Origin of the sequence: Streptomyces sp. NPDC052299, from assembly GCF_040679335.1 — a bacterium.
GTDB lineage: Bacteria > Actinomycetota > Actinomycetes > Streptomycetales > Streptomycetaceae > Streptomyces.
In genome coordinates, this window is sequence record NZ_JBFAUP010000007.1 from 87,673 (window position 1) to 106,825 (window position 19,153).

Below are 19,153 nucleotides of genomic sequence, written 5' to 3' on the forward strand. Positions count from 1 at the left end.
GGCCCGAGGAGCGTGGACCATCATGAACAACGCGGACAGTGCGGCGCAGAGCGTACGGACGATGTACGCCGAGCGGTTCGCCACCGATCTCACCGACAACCGTGCGGAGCAGCAGGAGCTCAGCTCGCAGATCGAGCGACTGCGGGCCCGCCTGGAACAGCTCAGGGCGGACGAGACCTGGCTGACCGGAATGCAGGCCGCGCTTCCGGGAGAGACGGCACCCCCGAGGCCGCGCCGCGCGCCGCGGACCGGCGAGAAGCCGGCGGAGGGTGACACGTCCGCCGGCACGCCCGTCCCGGGCCCTCGGCCCGCCGGGCGCGCCAAAGCGAGGCCGTCCCGGGCGAGGACGGGCGGCAAGAAGGCGACGGCCCCGGCGGCCGCCCCGCTGCACCAGCTCATCCGGGCCCTGATGCCCCTGGGCGAACCGCGTCTGGTGCGCGAGGTCCACGCGGATCTGACCGAGGCGCACCCGGAGCGCGGCACCTCGGTTCAGGTGGTGCGCAACACCCTGGAGACCCTGGTGAAGCGAGGCGTCGTCGGCAAGGGCATCCAGAAGGGCACGGCCATGTACACCGCGACCGAACCGGTGCCGTCCGAGAACGAGAACGCCCCGGCGACCGACTGAGCGGCGGCACGAGGCCCGTCTCACGCGTCCGGCCCCCGGGGAGCGTGCTCCCCGGGGGCCGGACGGTGGTACTGCGGCGTCAGGCGGCCGTGATGTTCTCCGCCTGCGGGCCCTTCTGGCCCTGCGTGATGTCGAAGGTCACCGCCTGGCCCTCCTGGAGCTCACGGAAGCCGGTGGCGTTGATGTTCGAGTAGTGAGCGAAGACGTCCGGCCCGCCGCCGTCCTGCTGGATGAAGCCGAAACCCTTTTCGGCGTTGAACCACTTGACGGTTCCGCTGGCCATGCCGGTGCCTCTCAGTCGATATCGGGAGCCGCACCACGCGGTCCCAGTGGTGTCCCGGTCCGCCCCCTGCACAGCAAGGCGCCCGCGCCGGAGCACGGGCGGTTTCGGCGAACCACGACTTCCGGCAGTGACGCTACATGGCGAAACCCCTCTCCACCAGAGAGCAACGACTTCGCGTCGTGCCGGATGCGGGGGAAAGCCCCTGATGGGGCCGTACTCACGGGCAACCGACGGGTGGTGGCGACCGGGACATCGCTGACGACATCACCGGACCGGAGCACCGGAGGGGGACGGCGGGGCTCCGGATGGAGCAGTGCCCGCCGGGATGAGAATGGTGCGGCCGGCAGGGGGGCTGCCGACCGCACCGAGTACCGCCCCGCCTCGGCCCGGGAGACCGAGGTGGGTGACGGAAAGAGCCAGATCAGCGGACCGTGGTCGCAGTCCGCCCCACCGGGGGGACGAAATACGGTCTGCTGGTCAAGCCCTTCCCGCCACCGTTCTGAACGGGTGCGGAATTCCGGCTGCGAACATTGCCAGGAGAGGACAGCAGGAAGACCGCACGTCAGGCGCGGGCTCACCGCCCCGAAGAGCCGCGGTCCGCCGCCTCACGGGCTCCAGCATGGAAGGTAAACAGACTGTTTTCTACGTCCAGTTTTTAGCGCTAAGCCACGTCGCGCCAATTAGGCTCACGCCCGCGCAACCGGGCCCATACGCGGGGGATTTGATCGCATGACCAATACGGACAAGACGGCACTGCGGACACTGCTCCGAGTCCGTCGTGCACTGATCGACCCCACCGGGCACGGTTTCCACCGTTCGTCCCGCCAGGGTCGCCGCGCACCCGGCCTTTCCCAGCATCAGGTCGACCAGCTGCTGCACCGCACCCCCGGGACCTACCGCCGGCTGGAGTCCGGCGCCTGGCCGAGGCCGGACACCGGCTTCCTCCGTGATGTGGCGATGCTCTTCGCCCTCAACGAACAGGAGTGGGTGTCGCTGTGCCGGTACGCCGGAATAGGCGACCCGCCGGGTCCGCTCACCGCCCGCTCGGGCAAGGAGGTGCCGGGTGTGTGGCAGGAGGCCATCGACGGGATGACCCATCCCGCGTACGTCACCGACGCCTCCTGGGAGCTCATCGCGCACAACGACGAGTTCGCGCGGCTGTTCCCCGGCGGGAACGTCCCCGGGAACACGATGCGGTGGATGCTCCTCGACGAGCAGGGACGCGACATGCTCATCGACTGGGACACCGCCTGGGCGCCGCTGGTCGTGCCACAGCTGCGGGCCGCGCTCGCCAGCCGGCCCGACGACGAGGTGCTCCGCCGCCTCGAGAAGGACGTGCTGGCCGATCCGCAGTGTGCGCCGATCTGGGAGTCGGGCGGCGCGCACATCCATCCCGACGGCGACGAGCGGCCCATCCGCCACGCCATCGACGGTCCGGGGTGGGTGACGATGTGCGCCGCGCAGCCCATGGCCGCTCCGGGGGCGCGCATGATCGTTCTCGTCTTCCACGCGGGGGCACGGCGCGCGCACACCCGCGTTCCGGTGCTGCGCGCCCCGTAAAAGCTTCCCTCCCCGGTTCCGCGGTGTTGTGATCAGGGCGGCACGGCCGTTTGTGGCTTAGGTTGTGCCCACCCCCACATCGCCGCCGCACCGTGCCCGCCGGAGGATGTCGTGCCTGCCTACATAGCCCGCCCCACCACCGTGTTCCCCGCCCACAAAGTGACCACCGCCGAGATCGCGGACGACATCCGTGCCCATCACCCGGACCACCCGCGGCTCGCCGCGATCCTCCGCATCGTGGCCAACACCGGGGTGCGCAGCAGGTACTTCACCCGGCCGCTGGCGGCGCCGACCGTGTCGGGGGACGCCGGTGTCACGGCTCGGAGCGGGGCGGCCTTCACCGACGCGCTGGACATGGCGGAGCAGGCGGCGCGGGGCGTGCTCGGGGCGTACGGGCTGGGGCCGGGCGATGTGGACGCGATCATCACCACGCACTCGACCGGCTGGTCCGTCCCCAACATGGACATCCACCTCATCGACCGGCTGGGCCTGCGGCCGGACGTCCGCCGGATCGCCCTGACGACACTGGCGTGCGCGGGCGGCACCCAGGCGCTGATCCGGGCCGTCGACCTGCTGGCCGCGAGACCGGGGGCGACCGTCCTGGTGGTCGCCGCCGAGGTCATCTCCTCCGTGTACAACCATCAGGACGACGCCGTCGAGCACATGATCTACAAGGTGCTGTTCGGGGACAGCGCTGCGGCCACCCTCGTCACCGACGCCCCGCTGGGCCCGGGCTTCCGGGTGGGTTCCCCGGCCGACACCTACGAGCACGCGCTGCCGGACAGCCTCACCCGGTACGCCGGCCGCGTCGATCCGGCCGGGTTCCACTTCGACAGTACGAAGGAGGCGCTGAGCGCGGCGGACGACGTGCTGCCGAGCCTGCTGCAGTGGCTCGGCCGGCCCTCCGTCGGTTTCGGGGTCATCCATCCCGGCAGCGCGCGCATCATCAGCGACACCGCGGCGGCCCTCGGTCTCGACGCCCACGACACCCGGCACTCCACCGCGACCCTGGCCGACGAGGGCAATCTCGGTGGTGTCTCCGTGCTCCGCATCCTCGAACGCACCCACGCGGAGCCGCCGCCGGCCGGCGCCGAGGGGATCACCGTCGCGTACGGGCCGGGCTTCGCCACGGCGGCGCTGCGCGGGACCTGGGCGGCCTGAGGGGCGGGCTCAGGCCCGGCCGGCCGTGCGGGTGTCCGCCGGGGCGGGGCCGTGGGCGTTGAGGAGCGCGAGCGCCGCGAGGGTGATGCCGCAGGTGATCCGCCCCTCGGCCAGCCACCCGGGCAGTTCCCCGGCCGTGACCCAGACCGGTTCGGTGAGGGATTCCATCGCCTCGGGCTGTGCCGGCCCCGCGGTCGCCACGTCCACCTCGGCGACGTACACCTGGATCGGAGCGGCCAGGATGCCGGTGTCGGCGTGGATGACGCCGAGGGACCGCAGCGATGCGCAGACGAGCCCCGTCTCCTCGCGCAGTTCGCGCGCGGCGGCCGCCGCCAGCCCTTCCCCGTCCTCGCTCGAACCCCGGGGGAACTCCAGGGAGGCGGCCTGGATCGGGTAGCGGTAGTTCGACACGAAGGCGTACCCGGCCGGGCCGACCGGCACGACGACGGCCCCCTCCTTGCGCGCCTGCCAGCGCAGGTAGTGCCCGGTGGCCCCGGACGGGGCCACGACGTCGTCGTTGTACAAGGTGCCGAAGCGGCTGCGGAAGACGGGCACTTCGCGCACCCGCCGGATGGGTGCCGCCTCGGCACCGGTCCGCGCGGAACCGGGTCCGGTCACTGTGGTCACTGGAACCTCCTCGGGTATCTCCCGCACCATGAAGGTGCGTTGAGGGCCCGGGGTGTGACGTCGCCGGAGTTCGGGGCGGCCCGGTCGGTACACTGCCTGCGGGGTGGGCCGTAGCGCAGAGGTCGTCGCGCCTTCACATCATGTAGGAGCACGCCGGTTCGAATCCGGTCGGCCTGCCCCGTCCCGCCCGGCCACGCGTCCGGCCGCCGTTTGACGCGCGCGCCCGGGACCGGTTTCCTGACGCGATGACCGATCTTCGTATCGAGCGGGTGGACGCCGAAGCCTCGCTCCTGGACTGGCAGTCCGTCCACAACGCCATCATTCCCACGGCCCCCTTGTCGTTTGCGGAAGTGACGGAGCGCGCGGGGCGAAACCAGTTGTGCGTCGCGTACGCGGGGGACGTCCTGGTGGGTTGCTCCACGGTGCGACCGCCCGGCGCGAACAACCCGGTGGGGACCGTGATCGCCCGCATCCTGCCCGAGCACCGGGGCCGGGGCTTCGGTGGGCAGCTGTACGCGCACGGTCTGGAGCTGGCCAGGGAGCTCGGCGCCGAGGTCATCGAGACGTGTGTCCTGGAGTCGAACCCCGAGGGGCTGCGGTTCGCGTTGCGGAACGGTTTCGTGGAGACCGAGCGGTACGTCCTGCCGGGCGACACCGTGCCGTTCATCGACCTCCGGCTCGCCTGACCCGTCACGCACGGCACCGGGGCCCGCCGTCCCGCTCGGCAGGCCCCGGGTCACGCGGAACGCCGTCAGGCGGTGTGGAGCGTCAGCCCGTACCGGTTCAGGATCTCGTTGATGGGCTGGTGCCAGGTCTCCCCGCCGGAGCTGCAGTTGCCCCAGCCGCCGGAGGTGACGCCCTGCGCCTGGTCACCGCTGATGAAGGAGCCGCCGGAGTCACCGCCCTCCGCGCAGACGCTGGTCTTGGTCATCTGGTAGACCGCGCCCTGGGCGTAGTTGACCGTGTCGTTCGTCGCCAGGACATTGCCGCAGTGCCAGTGCGAGGTGGAGCCGGAGCGGCAGATCGAGGCACCGATCGGGGCGACGTTCGAGCCCCGGACCAGCTGGTCCGAGACGGTGCCCCAGCCGAGCACGACGGGGACCGTCCACCAGCCGTTGCCCACACTGACCCACGCGTAGTCGTCGCCCGGGAACGACGAGCCCTGGAAGTTGCCGATGAAGGAGCCGTCCCAGCCGCTGACCCCGGCGCCCGCCCGGCCGCAGTGGCCGGCCGTGACGAAGCCGCCGTAGACGGAGAAGCCGATGGAGCAGCGTACGTTCCCCGTGTAGTACGGGTCACCGCCCACGGTCCCGGCCGAGAACGTCCGGGGCGCTTCGGCTGTCTGCTCCACGGTGACGGGACCGGCCGCCCGGGCCTTCCGCACGAAGGCCTGGACATCGTTGTCAGAACGCTGCGAGGTGACGACGTCCACGACGACCGAGTTGGTGCGCGGGTCGACGTGCCAGCTGCTGACGCCCTGCGGTGCGTTCAGGGCGTCAAGCTTCGCCTTGACCGAGTCGAGGCGCTTCTCGGTGTGGGTCACCATGCGCACCGCGGCGCCCGTGGCCCGTACGGCGTCGGCCTGTTCTGCGTCGGTGACGGCCACGGTCAGACCGCCGGTCGCCGGGTCGAACCAGGAGCCGCCGTATGCCGCCCCGGCGGCGCGGCGGGCCTTCGGCTGCAGCGCGGTGGCGGTCTTCTCCTGGGCGAGCCGCGCCCTGGCCTGGCTCGCCGTCAGGCCGAGGTCCCGCTGCATCGCGGTGAGCAGGCCGTCGGAAGCGGGCGCGGGGGCGGCGGCGGGCGTGTCGGCGGCGGAGGCCGAGGGGAAGCCCGCGCCCGCCCATGCTCCGACGAGGAGTACGGCGGAGAGTGCGGTTCTCAAGGCTGTGGAGCGTCTCAAGGTCTTGGCCCTTCTGTTGTTCCGGCTTGGGTGGGGGAGGAACAGCAGGCGTCCGAGGCGTCCTCCTTTGAGAGCGCTCTCAGAGTGTGCCGTTCCGGACTGTAGCGGAGAACTCATTAGCAGGTCCATGCCAATGCATGAAGGACCGCACGCCCGCCCGCCGCTGTTGCCCCCGTTCCAGACCCCGCGTCAGGCGCGGGCCGGCCGGTAGGTGTACGCGTCCCAGAGCGCCCGGACCGCGTCGCTGTCCCGCCAGTGGCCGGAGACCGCAGCTCGGTCCGGCGTGCCCCACACCCTGATGTGCCCGGCGCCCGGCTCCCAGCCCGGGTCGCCGCCGGCCGCGAACCCCGCCCAGGCCGCGGTCATCCGGTCCGCAAGGGCACGGTCCTCGCGAGTGGGGGCGGCGCCCCCGATGAGGAACCGGATGGCCTCCTCGTCCACGTTGCCGAAGGCGAAGGGCACGTCGGCGCAGTGCCAGGCGCGCGCTCCCCCGCTCCGGCGGTCGAACCGGGACAGGAAGGCGCGGCCGCCCGCCGCGGTGTGGGCCTCGGCGAGCCTGCTGCTGTACTCGCCGAACATCAGGTCCCCGTAGACGGCGAGGTGGATCTCGTACGGTCCGGCGCCGGGCAGGAGTGCGCGGTACCCGTCGATGAGCCGGGCCGGAAGGGCGAAGTCGGCCGCGAAGCGCCCCAGCCGCTCGTCCGTGGGCACGTCGCAGGCGCTGCCGACGGCGTCCATCAGCCAGTACTCCTCGGTCGTGTGGCAGACGAGCAGGTCGACGCCCCGGCCTGCCCCGGCGGCGACGAGGGCGAGAGGGTCGTCGCGCAGTACCTCACCGTCGGCGACCGGTCCGTAGATGACCGGGTCCCAGTGCAGCGCCCCGGACCCGGGGTCCTCGCGGCATTCCTCGACGACCCGGTCCGAAGCCCTCAGCAGCTCCTGCGGGGCGGTCGCGTTCAGGGGCCTTCCCGTGGCGGCGGCGATGCGGGCCGTGACCCGCTCGGCCATCTCCGGCGCGAAGACGGGGCCCACCGCGCTGTGTGCGATCACCCGCCGGAAGAGCCCGTGCGCGCGGTCCATCACCATCAGGCAGACCGCGGACGTCGCTCCGGCCGACTGTCCGGCCAGGGTGACGTTGTCCGGGTCTCCCCCGAAGGCGGCGATGTTGTCGCGGACCCATTCGAGAGCGGCGATCTGGTCGAGAAGGCCCCGGTTGGGCGGGCAGGCGTCGTCCGGGACGTGGCCGAAGCCCTCGAAGCCGAGGCGGTAGTTCAGGGTGACGACGACGAGGCCGGTGCGGGCCAGCGCCGTACCGTCGAAGTCCGGCTGGGCGCTCGATCCGAAGGTGTAGGCGCCGCCGTGGATCCATACCAGCACCGGCAGCGGGCCCGACGCGGTCGCGGGCGTCCAGACGTTGAGGCTCAGGACGTCCTCGTCGCCGGGCGACCACGTGGGCGCCCCCGGCAGTTCGGCGGACTGGGGCGGGACGGGGCCGAACTCCGTGCAGTCGCGGACTCCGGGCCATGGGGCGCGCGGGCGCGGCGCCCGAAGTCGGTTCTCGCCGAACGGCGGCTCCGCGTAAGGGATTCCGAGGACGGCGACGACGCCCTTGTGCGGCGCTCGTCCGCGTACCCGACCGCTTGCCGTCCCGTACACACCGCTGTCCGTCAACGCGCCCCAACCGTCCTTCGGTCACCGCTCCCCGGCCGGGAGCGGTGATCAGGATGGCTCACTTCCGGCGGGGGCGCGACGGAGATCCGGCGGAAGTGATCGGGGAGCCGGTCAGCCGGCCTGTCCGATGGCGCTGCGGAGCATGGCCACGGTGGTCGCCGCGGCGGCCCGCTCCGCCTCGTCCTGCGTGGCGCGCACCCGTTCCTCCAGCAGCACCACCGCCGCCTGGAGCACGCCGACGCGGACCGGTACGGTCCGCATGGCGGTCAGTACGGCCGCCGCCTGTTCGGCCGGTGTGGCCGGCGCGGCCTGCGGGATGAGGGTGGTGATGCCGCGCCCGAGCGCACGGTCACGAGGCGGCTGGGCCGCGGGTGTGGTCACCGGGGAATTCTGCCGCACGCGGTGCCCCGAATGGGTCAGCGACCTGGCCGTGCCGGTGCGTTCTCCCGCGCCCCGTCGTGGATGCGGAGCAACAGGGCGGTCAGCTGGGCCCGTTCGCGGGTCGTCAGGGGCGCGAGCACATCGTCCTGCACGGCCAGTGCCTCGGCCTTGAGGCTTTCCAGCAGGGCGCGGCCTGCCGGTGTGACGGTGACCGTGACGCGTCGCCGGTCGGCGGTGTCGCGAGCCCGGTCCACCAGTCCGGAGGCGCCGAGCCCGTCCACGATCTTCACGACGTCGCTGCGGTCGATCGAGAGTCGTGCGGCGAGTTCGCGCTGCACATGGGGGCCGAAGTCGGCCAGCGCGGCGAGGACCGCCATGTGCCAGAGCCTCAGACCGCGTTCGGCCAGCCGGTCCGCGAGCAGTCCGCGAGCCGCCTTGCCGGTCTTGGACATGAGGTAGGTCGTGAGGCCCAGGAGACTGGGAGGTGTTTCGTTCATCAGGTATATCGTAGGGCCAACCCAATGATGGGTGCACACCTACTGAAGGAGTCTCCGTGGACGCGCTGCATCCCCGCCTGCTGGTCGACCGCTTCGCCGACTGCTTCCGCTTCTACGACGCCGTGCTGCCGGAGCTGATCGGAGCCGTGCGCGCCAGTGGCAACGAGGCGGGTCCGTACGCCCATTGGGACGTCGAGGGCCAGGGCGTGCTGGTGCTGTTCGACCGGAGCGCGATGGCGGCGGTCGCCGGTACGAAGCACCTGCCCGCGGACCCGGCCCCGGCCCAGGACCGGTCGATGTTCGTCCTGCGGGTGGCGGACGTCGACGCGGGGCTGGCCCTCTGCCTCGGCCACGGCGCCGAATTGACCGCGGCCGCGTGCGACCGCCCGGAGTGGGGGCCCGGGCTGCGCACCGCCCATGTGCGCGACCCCGAGGGGCATCTCGTGGAGCTCCAGTCCTACTGACCGGCGTCCCTCGACGTCACTTCCGGGCCCAGGCGCGCATGGCGGAACGGGAGGAGAAGTCGGCGACGTCCTTGTCGAGCGGCCGGTCGGTGTACTGGTGGATGCGCCAGGACGCCTTGATGCGCGGATGGCCCGCCTTCACGTAGTCGGCGATCCAGAGCCCGTCCCCGGCGTACGACGTGGTGTCGTGGTTCAGCCAGAAGTAACGGTTGCAGTAGAGCAGGACCCGGTGGTGGGGCCGCAGGCGTTTCACCTCGCGGATGAAGCGGTCCTTCTCGGCGTTGCTCGGCCGGGTGCCCTCGCCGTTCTGCTCCCAGTCGACGGCGAGCAGGTCACCGGCCTTCTCGGGGGCCTTGCTCAGGAAGTATTCGGCCTGCGCCGCGATGTTTCCGGGCCACAGGAAGTGGTAGAAGCCGACGACGCACTCGGCGTCGCGGGCCCGTTTCGTCTGGTCGGTCAGGCGTGGATTGACGTACGAACGGCCCTCGGTGGCCTTGATGAAGACGAAGTCCAGTCCCTCCGTGTCGAACGAGGACTGATAGGCGCTGACATCGACACCGTGCAGCATGGGCGCCGCCTTTACAATCGGGGTGCTCTCTTCCGCTTACCTTCCCCGATCGCCCGCTCCCCACCCTCACCTGAAGCACGTGTGCGCGTGTGTGCCGGGGCGCACGCTCCGGCACACACGCGCGGGCGGGCACGCGCCCGCTGTCCGTCACCCGTCGAAGCCGGTGGAGCGGCTGACCTTCTCCCAGGCCAGCGTTTCGGCGCGGGATGCGTCGAGCGCCGCGAGCACGGCGTCCGTGGCGTCGTTGCCGAGCGGCAGCCGCAGCGGGGTGTCCTCGGCGGCCAGTGCGGTCAGGATGGCCGCGGCGGCCTTGGCGGGGTCGCCCTCCTGCTTTCCGTCCGAGTCGGGAAGGCTGCTGCGGACCGGGCCGACGGAGTCCGCGTAGGCGTCCAGGGGCGCGGACTGGCGCAGGACGCCGCCGCCGGCGAACCCGGTCCGGAAGGAGCCGGGTTCCACGATCAGGACCTTGATGCCGTGCGGGGCCACCTCGGCGGCCAGCGCTTCGGACAGGCCCTCCAGGGCGAACTTCGTCGCGGAGTAGCCGCCGACGCCGGGGAAGGTGAACCGGCCGCCCATGCTGCTCATCTGCACCACGGCGCCCGAACCGTTGCGGCGCATGTGCGGCAGGACGGCCCGGACCAGGGCCGCGGGGCCGAAGAAGTGGAGGTCCATGAGGTCGCGCAGCTCGCGGTCACTGGTCTCCTCGACCGCGCCGACGAGCCCCATGCCGGCGTTGTTCACGAGCACGTCGATCCGGCCGTACCAGAGCACGGTGTCCGCGACGACGTCGGCGATGCGGGCGGTGTCGGTGACGTCGAGCTGGACGGCGACCGCGCGGTCGGGGTGTGCGGCGACGAGGGCGTCGAGCGCTTCGGGTCGGCGTGCCGTGGCGACGACCGTGTCCCCCGCGGCGAGGGCGGCCTCGGCGATGGACCGGCCGAAGCCGGAGGAGGCGCCGGTGATGAGCCAGACGCGGCCGCGGGCGATGTCGCGGGCAGGGGTCGCGGGTGCGGTGTTCATGTCCAACTCCGTTTTTCTGTCGGCGCGTTGCGGTGTTCCAGTTATGTCATCCGCACCCAGGAACGGTCCAAGACATGGATTCTCCGGAGCGATAAAGACGACTTATGATCGCGCCATGGAACTGCGCCAGCTGCACTACCTCACGGTGATGGCCGAGGAGGAGAACCTGGGCCGGGCCGCCCGCCGGCTGTTCGTCAGCCAACCGGCCCTCTCGTACGCGCTCAAGAGTCTGGAGGCGGAGCTCGGCGTGAAGCTCTTCGACCGCCACGCGGGCGGGATATCGGCCACCCCGGCAGGCCGCGATGTGATCGCCGAGGCGCTGCTCACCGTACGCCAGGCCGAGCGTGTGACCGCGGCGGCCGAGCGGCACAGCCGGGGCGAGACCGGGGTGCTGCGGGTGGGGTTCGAGGCGAGCGGGGCTGGCGAACTGACCACCAGGGCACGGGCGGAGTTCGCCCGCCTCCATCCCGGGGTGCGGATGGCGCCCAAGCGCTACGACTGGGGGCAGGAGGCCGACGCGCTGCGGGACGGCCTCGCGGACGTGGCGTTCGTCTGGCTGCCGAACGACCTGACGGGGCTGACGTACGAGCCGGTGCACACCGAGTCCCGCGTGGTCGGTCTGCCCACCGGGCACCCGCTGGCGTCCCGTCCGGGCGTCTCCGTCCTGGAGGTCAAGGACGAACCACTCCTGTGGACGCGGCGGGCGCCCCGGCAGTGGGTGGACTGGTGGGCCGTCAACCCGCGCCCCGACGGGTCGGCCCCGGTCTGGGGGCCGACCAACGACAACGTCGAGGAGATGCTGGAGCAGGTGGCGCAGGGGTCCGCGATCTGCTTCGCACCCGAGAGCATGGCCCGTTACTACGCGCGCCCCGACCTGTGCTGGGTGCCGCTCACCGATGTCGAGCCGCTGCGCGTGGTCCTGGCCTGGGCGGAGGGCGCGGACACCCCGCTGATACGGGGTTTCGCCCGTGTGGTGCGGGAGCTCGCCTCGGAGGCGTGAGTGCTCACTGCGCCGCGGGGGCGTCCTCCGGGGCGGCCGGCAGGCTGTCCATGAACGAGCTGACGGAGAACACCGCGTTCCCCGCGCCGGGCGGGCCGTAGCCGGGAGGCGAGCTGAGCCCGAACTCCTCCATCGTCGCCCGGTAGGACTCCAGGAGCCGGATGTGGTATTCCAGCGGTGCCCCGTCCGGGTTCGTCCTGCCGAGCGGGGTCGTCGGCTCCGGGCACCAGGTGGTGAAGCGCGGGGTGATGCCGTGCGACATGAAGAAGCGCAGGCCCTCGGTGGTCGAGTCGATGGCCTCCTTCACCGTGGTGAAACCGAACGGCTCGGCCATCTCCACTCCGGCCACGAAGTTCGGGATGACGTTGCGGGCGCCGAAGACGTCCGCGGAGTCGAGGATGCGGCGATGCCATTCGTCCCGGCCGACGTAGCGCTCCTTGCCGGGGCAGTACAGCTCGAAGAGGCGGCGGTCCCACACCTCGTAGTTGGGGTGGTAGATCTGCACCCCATAGTCGTGGAAGCGCTGCACGTCGGCCTTGGGCAGGGCCTGGGCGACGACCTTCCCGATCCAGCGGCCCGGGAAACGCTCCTCGATGGCCTTGGCATACTGGCCGTAGAAGTCCGCCTCGTCCCGGCCGCCGATGTGCGAGGTGATGGCGCCGCCGGTGAGGGTGTACGCGGTGGAGGTCTTCGCCGTGTCGTACCGGTCGATGATCTCCAGCGCCTCCAGCACCTCCTCGACGGGCTTCACTCCGGTGTACGGACGGCCCGCCGCCTTGTGCTGGCGCCAGTTGTGGTTGATGTCGCAGTACTGGCACTCCTCCTTCGCACCGAAGTACTGGCAGACGCGGAAGACGGTGAGGTAGACGAGATAGCCCCACTGGATGGTCGGGGCGACCTCCATCACGGACTTCCCGTTGGCGAGCGTGTGCCGGTAGTAGTCGGGCATCGGGGGCAGCCCGACGTCGGAGATGCGCCTGCCGTCGAGGTAGAGCCCGAGCATCCCGTCGGCGTCCGCCGCGACGCGGTACGGGGACGCGGGGTTGACGCGCACGGAGACGACGGTGCGCCGCAACTCGTACGGACCGCCGGTGAGCACGATCTCCTCGGGCGGGCGGCGCAGGGCGGCCGCGCCCAGCTCGGGCAGGGTGCCGTGGTCGAAGGAGAAGATGAAGTACGACTTCGGCTTGACGTCACCGCCCTCGTTGTCGCTGAGCGCGGACTCGTCGAAGGCGACGCCGCCGCGCAGCAGGTCCTCCTTGATGACGGCCTCGCGCGGCACGTGCGGGAACTGCTCCATCAGCCGTTCGACGAGCCGGGTGCGGTCTGCGGTGCCGGGCTCGGTGCGGCTGGTGTCGGTACGGCCTTGCATGTGCGGGCTCCTCGGTCGGTCGTCGGCGTGTTCCGGATGCGACGTCTGTGCAACGAACCACGGCCGCGGGGCGTTCTCGTCCCGGCCGCCGGATGCGTCACTCCCCGCTTCCGAATCCTATGTGACCGGTAAGTAGGGTGTGCGGGCGGGAGCCCGTCGGCCGTGCGGCCGGTCCGACGCCCGCTGGTCACCGCAGCCGGCCGCGGAACGGAGTGCCCCATGCCCCGCACCATGTCCGTGTCGGACAGCGTCGTCGTGCACACCGGTCCGCTGGAGGTCTACGCCCGGCTGAGCGACCCCACCGCGATGGGCCGCTGGAGCCCGGAGAACCTGGGGGCGCGGGTGCTGGGGGAACGCCGCGAGGCGTACGTCGGCATGGTCTTCGACGGGCGCAACAAGCGCGGGCCGGTGAGCTGGACGACCCGGTGCACGGTGACGGCGGCCGACCCGGGGCTGCGCTTCGCGTTCCGGGTCCACGCGATCGGTGCGCGGCGGCCGTTGCTGCGCGGGCCGATCGCCACGTGGGAGTACCGCTTCGAGGCGGTGGAGGGCGGGACCCGCGTCACGGAGACCTGGACGGACGACCGCCGCGCCTGGCCGGACGTCGTGGCCAACGCCTTCGACCGGGTGGCGACCCGGGGGCACACCTTCGCCGTGTTCCAGCGCCGGAACATCCGCACCACGCTCGAACGCCTCAAGGCGGCTCTGGAGTCGCCGGACGCCTGACGGTCACGCCGCCCAGTGCGCGGGGCGGCTCAGCGACGACGGGAGCCGGGTGGCGGCGCTCCCCCGGGCGGCGTTCACCTGCGCCTGTGTCAGGAACAGCGCCCCGGTCAGGTCGGCGCCCGACAGATCCGCGTCCCGGAAGTCCGCGCCGATGACGTCCGCGAGGCGCAGGTCCGCGCCGCCGAGGTCCGCCGCGATGAGGTAGGCGCCGCGCAGATCGGCGCCCCGCAGGTCCGCCTTCCTGAGCCGGGCGCCCACGAGGTCGCCGCCCCGGTGGCCGCGCTTCTTGCGGCCGGGGGCCGTGGCGCGTACGAGTTCGCTCACGCGGCCGAGGAGCACGGCGACCTCGCCCCGGTGGGCGGCCACGTCGAGCTCCGCCAGGGCGGCGGCGTCGAGGCGGGTCAGGGCTTCGGTCGCTTCGAGGGTGCGCCGGATCTCGGGACGCAGGGCGCGGGCGGGGGCGAGGGCGGCCGCTTCCGTCAGGTACCAGAGCAGTTCGTGGAGTTGCCGGACGACCGGGAAGACCTCGAACATCAGCTGCGCGGTCTCCGGTGCGCCGCGCCAGTCCCGGCCCCCGAAGATCTCCACCGACACCTTCTGACCGGCCCCGAAGCAGTCGTAGACGGTGCAGCCGGGAAAGCCCTCGGTGCGCAGCCGCGCGTGGATGCCGCAGCGGAAGTCGTCCCGGAGGTTCCGGCAGGGCGTGCCCGCCGCCTTGTTGACGGCGAAGTCGGCGGAGCGCGTGAGCGTCAGGGCAACGCAGCACAGGGCGAAGCAACTGCCGCAGTCGGCGCGCAGGGCGTCACGGCCGTCTCCGTGCCGGCGGTCGGTGCCGGAGGGTCGGTCGGTGTCGGGCACGGTGGGTGAATCCTCCGGGGCGCGGTGTTCGTGAGCAGCACCGGAGCTTATCGGCTCGTGTCCGGTCGGCCGTTGTCGGTGGGGCGACGCACACTGGCAGCAGTGCGTCATGGGGACGGGACGGAGGGGGTCGCGGATGCGCGGCGAGGAGGAGAGCGGGTTCGAACCGGCGACCGGGGACGGCCCCCCGGTCCCCGGGGATGCGCGGGCGCGCGCCGCTGCGGTGCGGTCGGCGCTGGCCGGGCTGGTGCAGATCAGACGGCTGGTGAACAGCGGCCGGGCCGATCCGGAGTCGGTGCCCGCGCCCTGGGAACTGCACCGTCCGGTACGGGCGGTGGCCCTGGCCCTGGAGGCCGCGGGGCTGCCCGCCTCGGCCGTCGGCCCGTCAGGCGGGCGTACGGGAAAGGGTTACCGCGTGACGGCGGGACCGTCGCCGGGGACGGTGCGGGTGGAGTGGCTGGGCCCGGCCGGGAGCGGGGCGGCGTACGAGGAGGAGAGCGAGCTGCCCCGGTGCGCGGAGGCGCTGCGGGAGTTGGGCTGGACCGCGCTGTTGTACCGGGGGCCGCGCGGTCGCCGGTTCCTGGAGGTCGAGCCGCCGGCGGGTCGGCCGGACGGCCGATAGTGGTCGTGCCGTGCCACTCGCCGGCCGTCGTTGTCAGACCCATGGGGGATGCTGGTGGGGTCCGACACCTCTGACCGGGAGATGCTGAGATGCGCAAGGACGAGCTCGCGGCGGCGCAGGCGTATGTCCGTTTACTGGAGGCCACCCGGGCTGCCCTGTCCGACCCGGACGAGGCCCCGTTGTATCTGCCGTTGCTCACGTCGCCGATGGAGGAGGCGGACGGGGCGCTCCGGCGCGCCGGGTTCGCGGGCAACGAGACGCGGTTCTTCGAACTGGTCGGGGCGCTCCGGCCGAGCCTGACGGGCAGCGACCGCTGAGGAGGCCGCCGGGGCGGGCGTCCCCGGCGGGGGGCCTCAGCCCGCCTCGGGGAGTGGCGCGAGGCCGAGTTCGCGATCGCCCAGGAGCGCGAAGTGGCGGGCCACGTCCTCGTCGGTGACCTGGGCGAGCTCTGCCGGGTGCCAGCGGGGGTTGCGGTCCTTGTCCACGATCTGGGCGCGGACGCCCTCCACCAGGTCGGGCCCCGCGAAGGCGGCGGTCGAGACCCGGTATTCCTGGTCGAGTACCGCTTCGAGCCCGCCGAGGCGGCGCGCCCGGCGCACCGCTTCGAGCGTCACCTTGAGCGAGGTGGGCGCCTTGGCCAGGATGGTCGCCGCGGCCTGCTTGGCGGCCGGGTCCCCATGGCCGGCGAGGTGGTCCACGATCTCCTCGACGGTGTCCGCCGCGTAGCAGGAGTCGATCCAGGCGCGGTGCGCGTCGAGCTCGCCTCCGGGGGCGGGGCGGGCGTGGTCCGCGACGGTCGCGGTGACGGCCTCGGCGCTCCCGCAGTCGGCCAGGGCGGCGACGAGGCGGGCGAGCCCTTCGGCGGGCACGAAGTGGTCGGCGAGTCCGCAGAGCAGGGCGTCGGCCGCGCCGACCGACTCGCCGGTGAGCGCGAGGTGTGTGCCGAGTTCGCCGGGTGCGGCGCCCAGCAGGTACGTTCCGCCGACGTCCGGGACGAATCCGATGCCGGTCTCCGGCATGGCGACGCGGGAGCGCTCCGTGACGATGCGCACGGAGCCGTGGGCCGAGACTCCGACGCCGCCGCCCATCACGATGCCGTCCATCAGGGCGACGTACGGCTTCGGGAAGCGGGCGATCCGTGCGTTGAGCCGGTACTCGTCCCGCCAGAAGTCCAGCGAGGTGGCGCCTCCGGACAGGGCGTCGTCGCGGACGGCACGGATGTCGCCGCCCGCGCAGAGGCCGCGCTCCCCCGCACCGGTGAGCAGCACGGCGACGACGGACTCGTCGCCTTCGGCCGCGTCGAGCGCGTCGGCCATGAGCCGCACCATGGCGTGGTTGAGCGCGTTCAGGGCGCGGGGCCGGTTGAGCGTGAGGTGGCGGACGCGTCCTTCGGTGTGCAGCAGGACGGGGTCCTCGTGGTTCATGCGTGTGCTCCGCTCAGCCCGGGTGCCGTGCCGTCCGCCGGTGTGGGGACGGTGCTCCGCTGCCATTGTGCGCGGGCCCTCCGGGGGTGGGCGGTGCGGGGTGGTCTCCGCTGTGGCAGGCGTGCCGGACCGGCCGGACAATTGAGACACGCCGTACGGCGGACTCGCCGGACGATCCTCGGAGCTGGAATGACCGATCAGAACCGGCCGCCGGTCGTCCCGGGACCGCACGGCCGGCCGGAGGGCACGGCGCCGGCCGGCGAGACCGGTACGGCGGAGCGGCTGGCCATGAACCGGACGGGGAGCTTCGACTGGGACCTGGACGCCTGGACCCTGGACGTGGACGAGGCGGGGCTGATGGTGTTCGGTCTGGACCCGGCCGCCTTCGACGCGCGCCCGGAGTCCCTGGCGGAGCTGCTGGACCCGGAGGAGCGTGCGCGGCTGGGTGTGGCGACCGACGAGGCGCTGAAGGGCTCGGGCAGCTCGTACAGCGTCCATTTCCGGATGCCGCTCGCCGATGGCCGGGAGCAGTGGACGCACGTCCAGGGGCGCATCCTGCGGGACGAGAACGGGAGGGCGCGCCGGGTGATCGGCCTGGTGCGGGACGCGACCGCCGAGGTCACCCATTCGGACTTCGTGCTGCAACTGGAAAAGCGCCGGCGCCGCCAGACCGACATTGTCGAACGCACGACGAGCGCCTTGTCGCGCGCGGTGACGGTGGACGATGTGACCGCCGCCCTGACCGGTCCGGGCGGGCTGGCGCGGCTGGGCGCGGACGGGCTGGCCCTCGGGCTGCTGGACAACGCGGCACTGAACGTCATCGCGCTGAGCGGTGAGTCCCTGGAGATCCTGGACGACCTGAGTTCGGGCCGGCTCGACCCGGCATATCCGCTGGCCGACACCGTGCTCAGCGGGCGCCCCCGCTTCCTCGGTTCACCGGCGACGCTGACGCGGCGCTATCCGGTGCTCGAGCCTCACATGGACCGGCTGAAGTTCCGGGCGGCGGCCTATCTGCCGCTCGTCGCCCAGGCGAGGACCCTCGGCGGCCTGGCCCTCTTCTACAAGCAGCACACCGCCTTCACGGCCGACGAGCGGAATCTGTGCCTCGGCCTCGCCGCGATCGTCGCCCAGTCGCTTCAGCGGGCCAAGCTGTTCGACGAGGAGCGCGAGTTCGCCACGGGGCTGCAGGCTGCGATGCTGCCGCGCCGCATCCACGACATCGAGGGCGGCGAGATCGCGGTCCGCTACCACGCGGCGTGGAGCGGTCGGCAGGTCGGCGGTGACTGGTACGACGTGATCGCCCTGCCCAAGGGGCGGTTCGGGGTCGTGGTGGGCGACGTCCAGGGGCACGACACCCACGCGGCGGCGATCATGGGGCAGCTCCGGATCGCGTTGCGCGCGTACGCCGCCGAGGGGCATCCGCCCTCGACGGTCCTGGCCCGCGCCTCACGCTTCCTCGCCGAGCTGGACACGGACCGGTTCGCGACGTGCGCCTATGCGCAGGTCGATCTGGCGACCGGGACGGTCCGGGTGGTGCGGGCCGGCCATTTCGGGCCGCTGATCCGCCACATGGACGGCCGCGTCGGCAGCCCTCGGGTGCGCGGCGGCATGCCGCTGGGCATCTCGACCGACTTCGGCGACGAGGAGTATCCGGAGACCCGGCTCGACCTGGTGCCGGGCGAGACGCTGGTGCTGTACACCGATGGGCTGGTGGAGGAGCCGGGCGCCGACATCGACGCGGGGGTGCGCACCCTGATCACCGAGGTCAGCGCGGGACCGGCGGGCGCGGAGGCGCTGGCCGACCATCTGTCGGACCGGCTGTGGGAGCGGTGGGGCTCCGGGGACGACGTCGCGCTGCTGGTGCTGCGCCGCAGTCCCGACGTCGGGTCGCCGCGCGCGCCGAGGCTCCACCAGTACATCCACCAGGCCGACCCGGAAGGGCTGTCCGAGGCGCGGACCATCGTGCGCCAGGCCCTGACCGACTGGGGCATGGCCGAACTGGCGGACGACGCCGAGCTGGTGACCGGGGAGCTGCTGGTGAACGTGCTGCTCCACACGGAGGGCGGGGCCGTCCTGACCCTGGAGGTGCTGCCCGAGCCGGTCCGCCGGGTTCGGCTGTCGGTGCAGGACCGCTCCAGCGCCTGGCCCCGCCGCCGGTCACCGGGCGAGACCGCGACGTCCGGCCGGGGGCTGCTGCTGCTCGACGCCGTCTCCACGCGCTGGGGCATCGAGCCCCGCGGCGACGGCAAGGCGGTCTGGTGCGAGATCGGACCGGGCGCGCCGCCCACCACACCCCCCGTCCACCGGCACGCCGCGAAACCGCTCGGGCGCGGCCCGGGAGGCGGGGGCGCGCAACGGTGAGGGGCGCATCGCCACGTCGCGCGTGACGGTGCG

General features: G+C 72.5%; 21 protein-coding genes and 1 tRNA gene. 11 read left to right on the forward strand and 11 right to left on the reverse strand.

From position 1 onward, the window contains the following. The first annotated feature begins 22 nt into the window (after window positions 1-22). Entirely contained in the window at window positions 23-625 is a 603-nt protein-coding gene (locus tag AB0L33_RS14070; RefSeq protein WP_365680991.1) for a hypothetical protein, read from the forward strand. A 79-nt stretch (window positions 626-704) separates the two neighbouring features. Here AB0L33_RS14070 and AB0L33_RS14075 read toward each other — a convergent pair whose 3' ends face one another. Beyond that, a complete protein-coding gene (locus AB0L33_RS14075; RefSeq protein ID WP_018552900.1) occupies window positions 705-908 on the reverse strand; it encodes a cold-shock protein in 204 nt (67 codons plus the stop codon). Between the two features lie 729 nt (window positions 909-1,637). On the opposite strand from AB0L33_RS14075, the gene AB0L33_RS14080 reads away from it, so the two are divergent. Both AB0L33_RS14080 and AB0L33_RS14085 read left to right on the forward strand, forming a co-directional pair. After that, window positions 1,638-2,468, forward strand: coding sequence for a helix-turn-helix domain-containing protein (locus AB0L33_RS14080; protein WP_365680993.1), 831 nt, complete (start codon window positions 1,638-1,640; stop codon window positions 2,466-2,468). Window positions 2,469-2,579: 111 nt separating this feature from the next. After that, on the forward strand, window positions 2,580-3,629 hold the full coding sequence (locus tag AB0L33_RS14085; protein ID WP_365680996.1) for a PhlD: 1,050 nt from the start codon (window positions 2,580-2,582) through the stop codon (window positions 3,627-3,629). Window positions 3,630-3,638: 9 nt separating this feature from the next. On the opposite strand, the gene AB0L33_RS14090 is transcribed toward AB0L33_RS14085, so the two are convergent. Beyond that, on the reverse strand, window positions 3,639-4,256 hold the full coding sequence (locus tag AB0L33_RS14090) for an NUDIX domain-containing protein (RefSeq protein WP_365680997.1): 618 nt from the start codon (window positions 4,254-4,256) through the stop codon (window positions 3,639-3,641). Window positions 4,257-4,360: 104 nt separating this feature from the next. Between AB0L33_RS14090 and AB0L33_RS14095 the strand changes: the two genes are divergently transcribed. Both AB0L33_RS14095 and AB0L33_RS14100 read left to right on the forward strand, forming a co-directional pair. Continuing rightward, window positions 4,361-4,433 (forward strand) — tRNA-Asp (locus AB0L33_RS14095). 68 nt (window positions 4,434-4,501) lie between these two features. Then, window positions 4,502-4,942 (forward strand): GNAT family N-acetyltransferase, encoded by a 441-nt coding sequence (locus AB0L33_RS14100; RefSeq protein WP_365681000.1) that lies wholly within the window; start codon window positions 4,502-4,504, stop codon window positions 4,940-4,942. Between the two features lie 65 nt (window positions 4,943-5,007). Here AB0L33_RS14100 and AB0L33_RS14105 read toward each other — a convergent pair whose 3' ends face one another. The 4 genes from AB0L33_RS14105 to AB0L33_RS14120 form a co-directional block, all read right to left on the reverse strand. Continuing rightward, window positions 5,008-6,156, reverse strand: coding sequence for a S1 family peptidase (locus AB0L33_RS14105; protein ID WP_365681002.1), 1,149 nt, complete (start codon window positions 6,154-6,156; stop codon window positions 5,008-5,010). A gap of 189 nt (window positions 6,157-6,345) precedes the next feature. Beyond that, the gene (locus AB0L33_RS14110) at window positions 6,346-7,827 is read right to left on the reverse strand and encodes a carboxylesterase family protein (RefSeq protein WP_365681005.1); all 1,482 of its coding nucleotides are present in this window, start codon (window positions 7,825-7,827) and stop codon (window positions 6,346-6,348) included. A 111-nt stretch (window positions 7,828-7,938) separates the two neighbouring features. Then, window positions 7,939-8,208 carry a hypothetical protein gene (locus AB0L33_RS14115; RefSeq protein WP_365681008.1) on the reverse strand — a complete coding sequence of 90 codons (270 nt, stop codon included), beginning with the start codon at window positions 8,206-8,208 and terminating at the stop codon, window positions 7,939-7,941. A gap of 35 nt (window positions 8,209-8,243) precedes the next feature. After that, window positions 8,244-8,705: a MarR family winged helix-turn-helix transcriptional regulator gene (locus tag AB0L33_RS14120; RefSeq protein WP_365681010.1), complete on the reverse strand. Its 462-nt coding sequence runs from the start codon at window positions 8,703-8,705 to the stop codon at window positions 8,244-8,246. Between the two features lie 56 nt (window positions 8,706-8,761). Between AB0L33_RS14120 and AB0L33_RS14125 the strand changes: the two genes are divergently transcribed. Beyond that, on the forward strand, window positions 8,762-9,169 hold the full coding sequence (locus AB0L33_RS14125) for a VOC family protein (RefSeq protein WP_365681012.1): 408 nt from the start codon (window positions 8,762-8,764) through the stop codon (window positions 9,167-9,169). Window positions 9,170-9,185: 16 nt separating this feature from the next. Here the strand turns inward: AB0L33_RS14125 and AB0L33_RS14130 are convergent, their stop codons facing one another. Continuing rightward, entirely contained in the window at window positions 9,186-9,737 is a 552-nt protein-coding gene (locus AB0L33_RS14130; RefSeq protein ID WP_365681013.1) for a glycoside hydrolase family 25 protein, read from the reverse strand. A 147-nt stretch (window positions 9,738-9,884) separates the two neighbouring features. Continuing rightward, window positions 9,885-10,757: an oxidoreductase gene (locus AB0L33_RS14135; protein ID WP_365681015.1), complete on the reverse strand. Its 873-nt coding sequence runs from the start codon at window positions 10,755-10,757 to the stop codon at window positions 9,885-9,887. Between the two features lie 115 nt (window positions 10,758-10,872). Between AB0L33_RS14135 and AB0L33_RS14140 the strand changes: the two genes are divergently transcribed. After that, a complete protein-coding gene (locus AB0L33_RS14140) occupies window positions 10,873-11,757 on the forward strand; it encodes a LysR family transcriptional regulator (protein ID WP_365681017.1) in 885 nt (294 codons plus the stop codon). 4 nt (window positions 11,758-11,761) lie between these two features. Here AB0L33_RS14140 and AB0L33_RS14145 read toward each other — a convergent pair whose 3' ends face one another. Beyond that, window positions 11,762-13,129, reverse strand: a complete 1,368-nt coding sequence (locus tag AB0L33_RS14145; protein ID WP_365681019.1) for a radical SAM protein — start codon at window positions 13,127-13,129, stop codon at window positions 11,762-11,764. A gap of 219 nt (window positions 13,130-13,348) precedes the next feature. Between AB0L33_RS14145 and AB0L33_RS14150 the strand changes: the two genes are divergently transcribed. Next, window positions 13,349-13,855 (forward strand): SRPBCC family protein, encoded by a 507-nt coding sequence (locus tag AB0L33_RS14150; RefSeq protein WP_365681022.1) that lies wholly within the window; start codon window positions 13,349-13,351, stop codon window positions 13,853-13,855. A 3-nt stretch (window positions 13,856-13,858) separates the two neighbouring features. Here the strand turns inward: AB0L33_RS14150 and AB0L33_RS14155 are convergent, their stop codons facing one another. Beyond that, entirely contained in the window at window positions 13,859-14,713 is an 855-nt protein-coding gene (locus AB0L33_RS14155) for a pentapeptide repeat-containing protein (protein WP_365681024.1), read from the reverse strand. A gap of 136 nt (window positions 14,714-14,849) precedes the next feature. Between AB0L33_RS14155 and AB0L33_RS14160 the strand changes: the two genes are divergently transcribed. After that, window positions 14,850-15,335 carry a hypothetical protein gene (locus tag AB0L33_RS14160; protein WP_365681026.1) on the forward strand — a complete coding sequence of 162 codons (486 nt, stop codon included), beginning with the start codon at window positions 14,850-14,852 and terminating at the stop codon, window positions 15,333-15,335. A gap of 89 nt (window positions 15,336-15,424) precedes the next feature. Next, entirely contained in the window at window positions 15,425-15,652 is a 228-nt protein-coding gene (locus AB0L33_RS14165) for a hypothetical protein (RefSeq protein WP_365681028.1), read from the forward strand. A 36-nt stretch (window positions 15,653-15,688) separates the two neighbouring features. Here AB0L33_RS14165 and AB0L33_RS14170 read toward each other — a convergent pair whose 3' ends face one another. Then, window positions 15,689-16,759 carry an enoyl-CoA hydratase/isomerase family protein gene (locus AB0L33_RS14170; protein WP_365681030.1) on the reverse strand — a complete coding sequence of 357 codons (1,071 nt, stop codon included), beginning with the start codon at window positions 16,757-16,759 and terminating at the stop codon, window positions 15,689-15,691. 189 nt (window positions 16,760-16,948) lie between these two features. On the opposite strand from AB0L33_RS14170, the gene AB0L33_RS14175 reads away from it, so the two are divergent. Then, window positions 16,949-19,120: a SpoIIE family protein phosphatase gene (locus tag AB0L33_RS14175; protein ID WP_365681033.1), complete on the forward strand. Its 2,172-nt coding sequence runs from the start codon at window positions 16,949-16,951 to the stop codon at window positions 19,118-19,120. The last annotated feature ends 33 nt before the right edge of the window (window positions 19,121-19,153 follow it).

Bases quoted from the DNA above. Each gene is read 5' to 3' on its own strand.
- AB0L33_RS14145 (WP_365681019.1), bottom strand. From the start codon at position 13,129: ATGCAAGGCCGTACCGACACCAGCCGCACCGAGCCCGGCACCGCAGAC.
- AB0L33_RS14070 (WP_365680991.1), top strand. From the start codon at position 23: ATGAACAACGCGGACAGTGCGGCGCAGAGCGTACGGACGATGTACGCC.
- AB0L33_RS14150 (WP_365681022.1), top strand. From the start codon at position 13,349: ATGCCCCGCACCATGTCCGTGTCGGACAGCGTCGTCGTGCACACCGGT.
- AB0L33_RS14120 (WP_365681010.1), bottom strand. From the start codon at position 8,705: ATGAACGAAACACCTCCCAGTCTCCTGGGCCTCACGACCTACCTCATG.
- AB0L33_RS14175 (WP_365681033.1), top strand. From the start codon at position 16,949: ATGACCGATCAGAACCGGCCGCCGGTCGTCCCGGGACCGCACGGCCGG.
- AB0L33_RS14130 (WP_365681013.1), bottom strand. From the start codon at position 9,737: ATGCTGCACGGTGTCGATGTCAGCGCCTATCAGTCCTCGTTCGACACG.
- AB0L33_RS14170 (WP_365681030.1), bottom strand. From the start codon at position 16,759: ATGAACCACGAGGACCCCGTCCTGCTGCACACCGAAGGACGCGTCCGC.
- AB0L33_RS14140 (WP_365681017.1), top strand. From the start codon at position 10,873: ATGGAACTGCGCCAGCTGCACTACCTCACGGTGATGGCCGAGGAGGAG.
- AB0L33_RS14135 (WP_365681015.1), bottom strand. From the start codon at position 10,757: ATGAACACCGCACCCGCGACCCCTGCCCGCGACATCGCCCGCGGCCGC.
- AB0L33_RS14160 (WP_365681026.1), top strand. From the start codon at position 14,850: ATGCGCGGCGAGGAGGAGAGCGGGTTCGAACCGGCGACCGGGGACGGC.
- AB0L33_RS14165 (WP_365681028.1), top strand. From the start codon at position 15,425: ATGCGCAAGGACGAGCTCGCGGCGGCGCAGGCGTATGTCCGTTTACTG.
- AB0L33_RS14100 (WP_365681000.1), top strand. From the start codon at position 4,502: ATGACCGATCTTCGTATCGAGCGGGTGGACGCCGAAGCCTCGCTCCTG.
- AB0L33_RS14080 (WP_365680993.1), top strand. From the start codon at position 1,638: ATGACCAATACGGACAAGACGGCACTGCGGACACTGCTCCGAGTCCGT.
- AB0L33_RS14075 (WP_018552900.1), bottom strand. From the start codon at position 908: ATGGCCAGCGGAACCGTCAAGTGGTTCAACGCCGAAAAGGGTTTCGGC.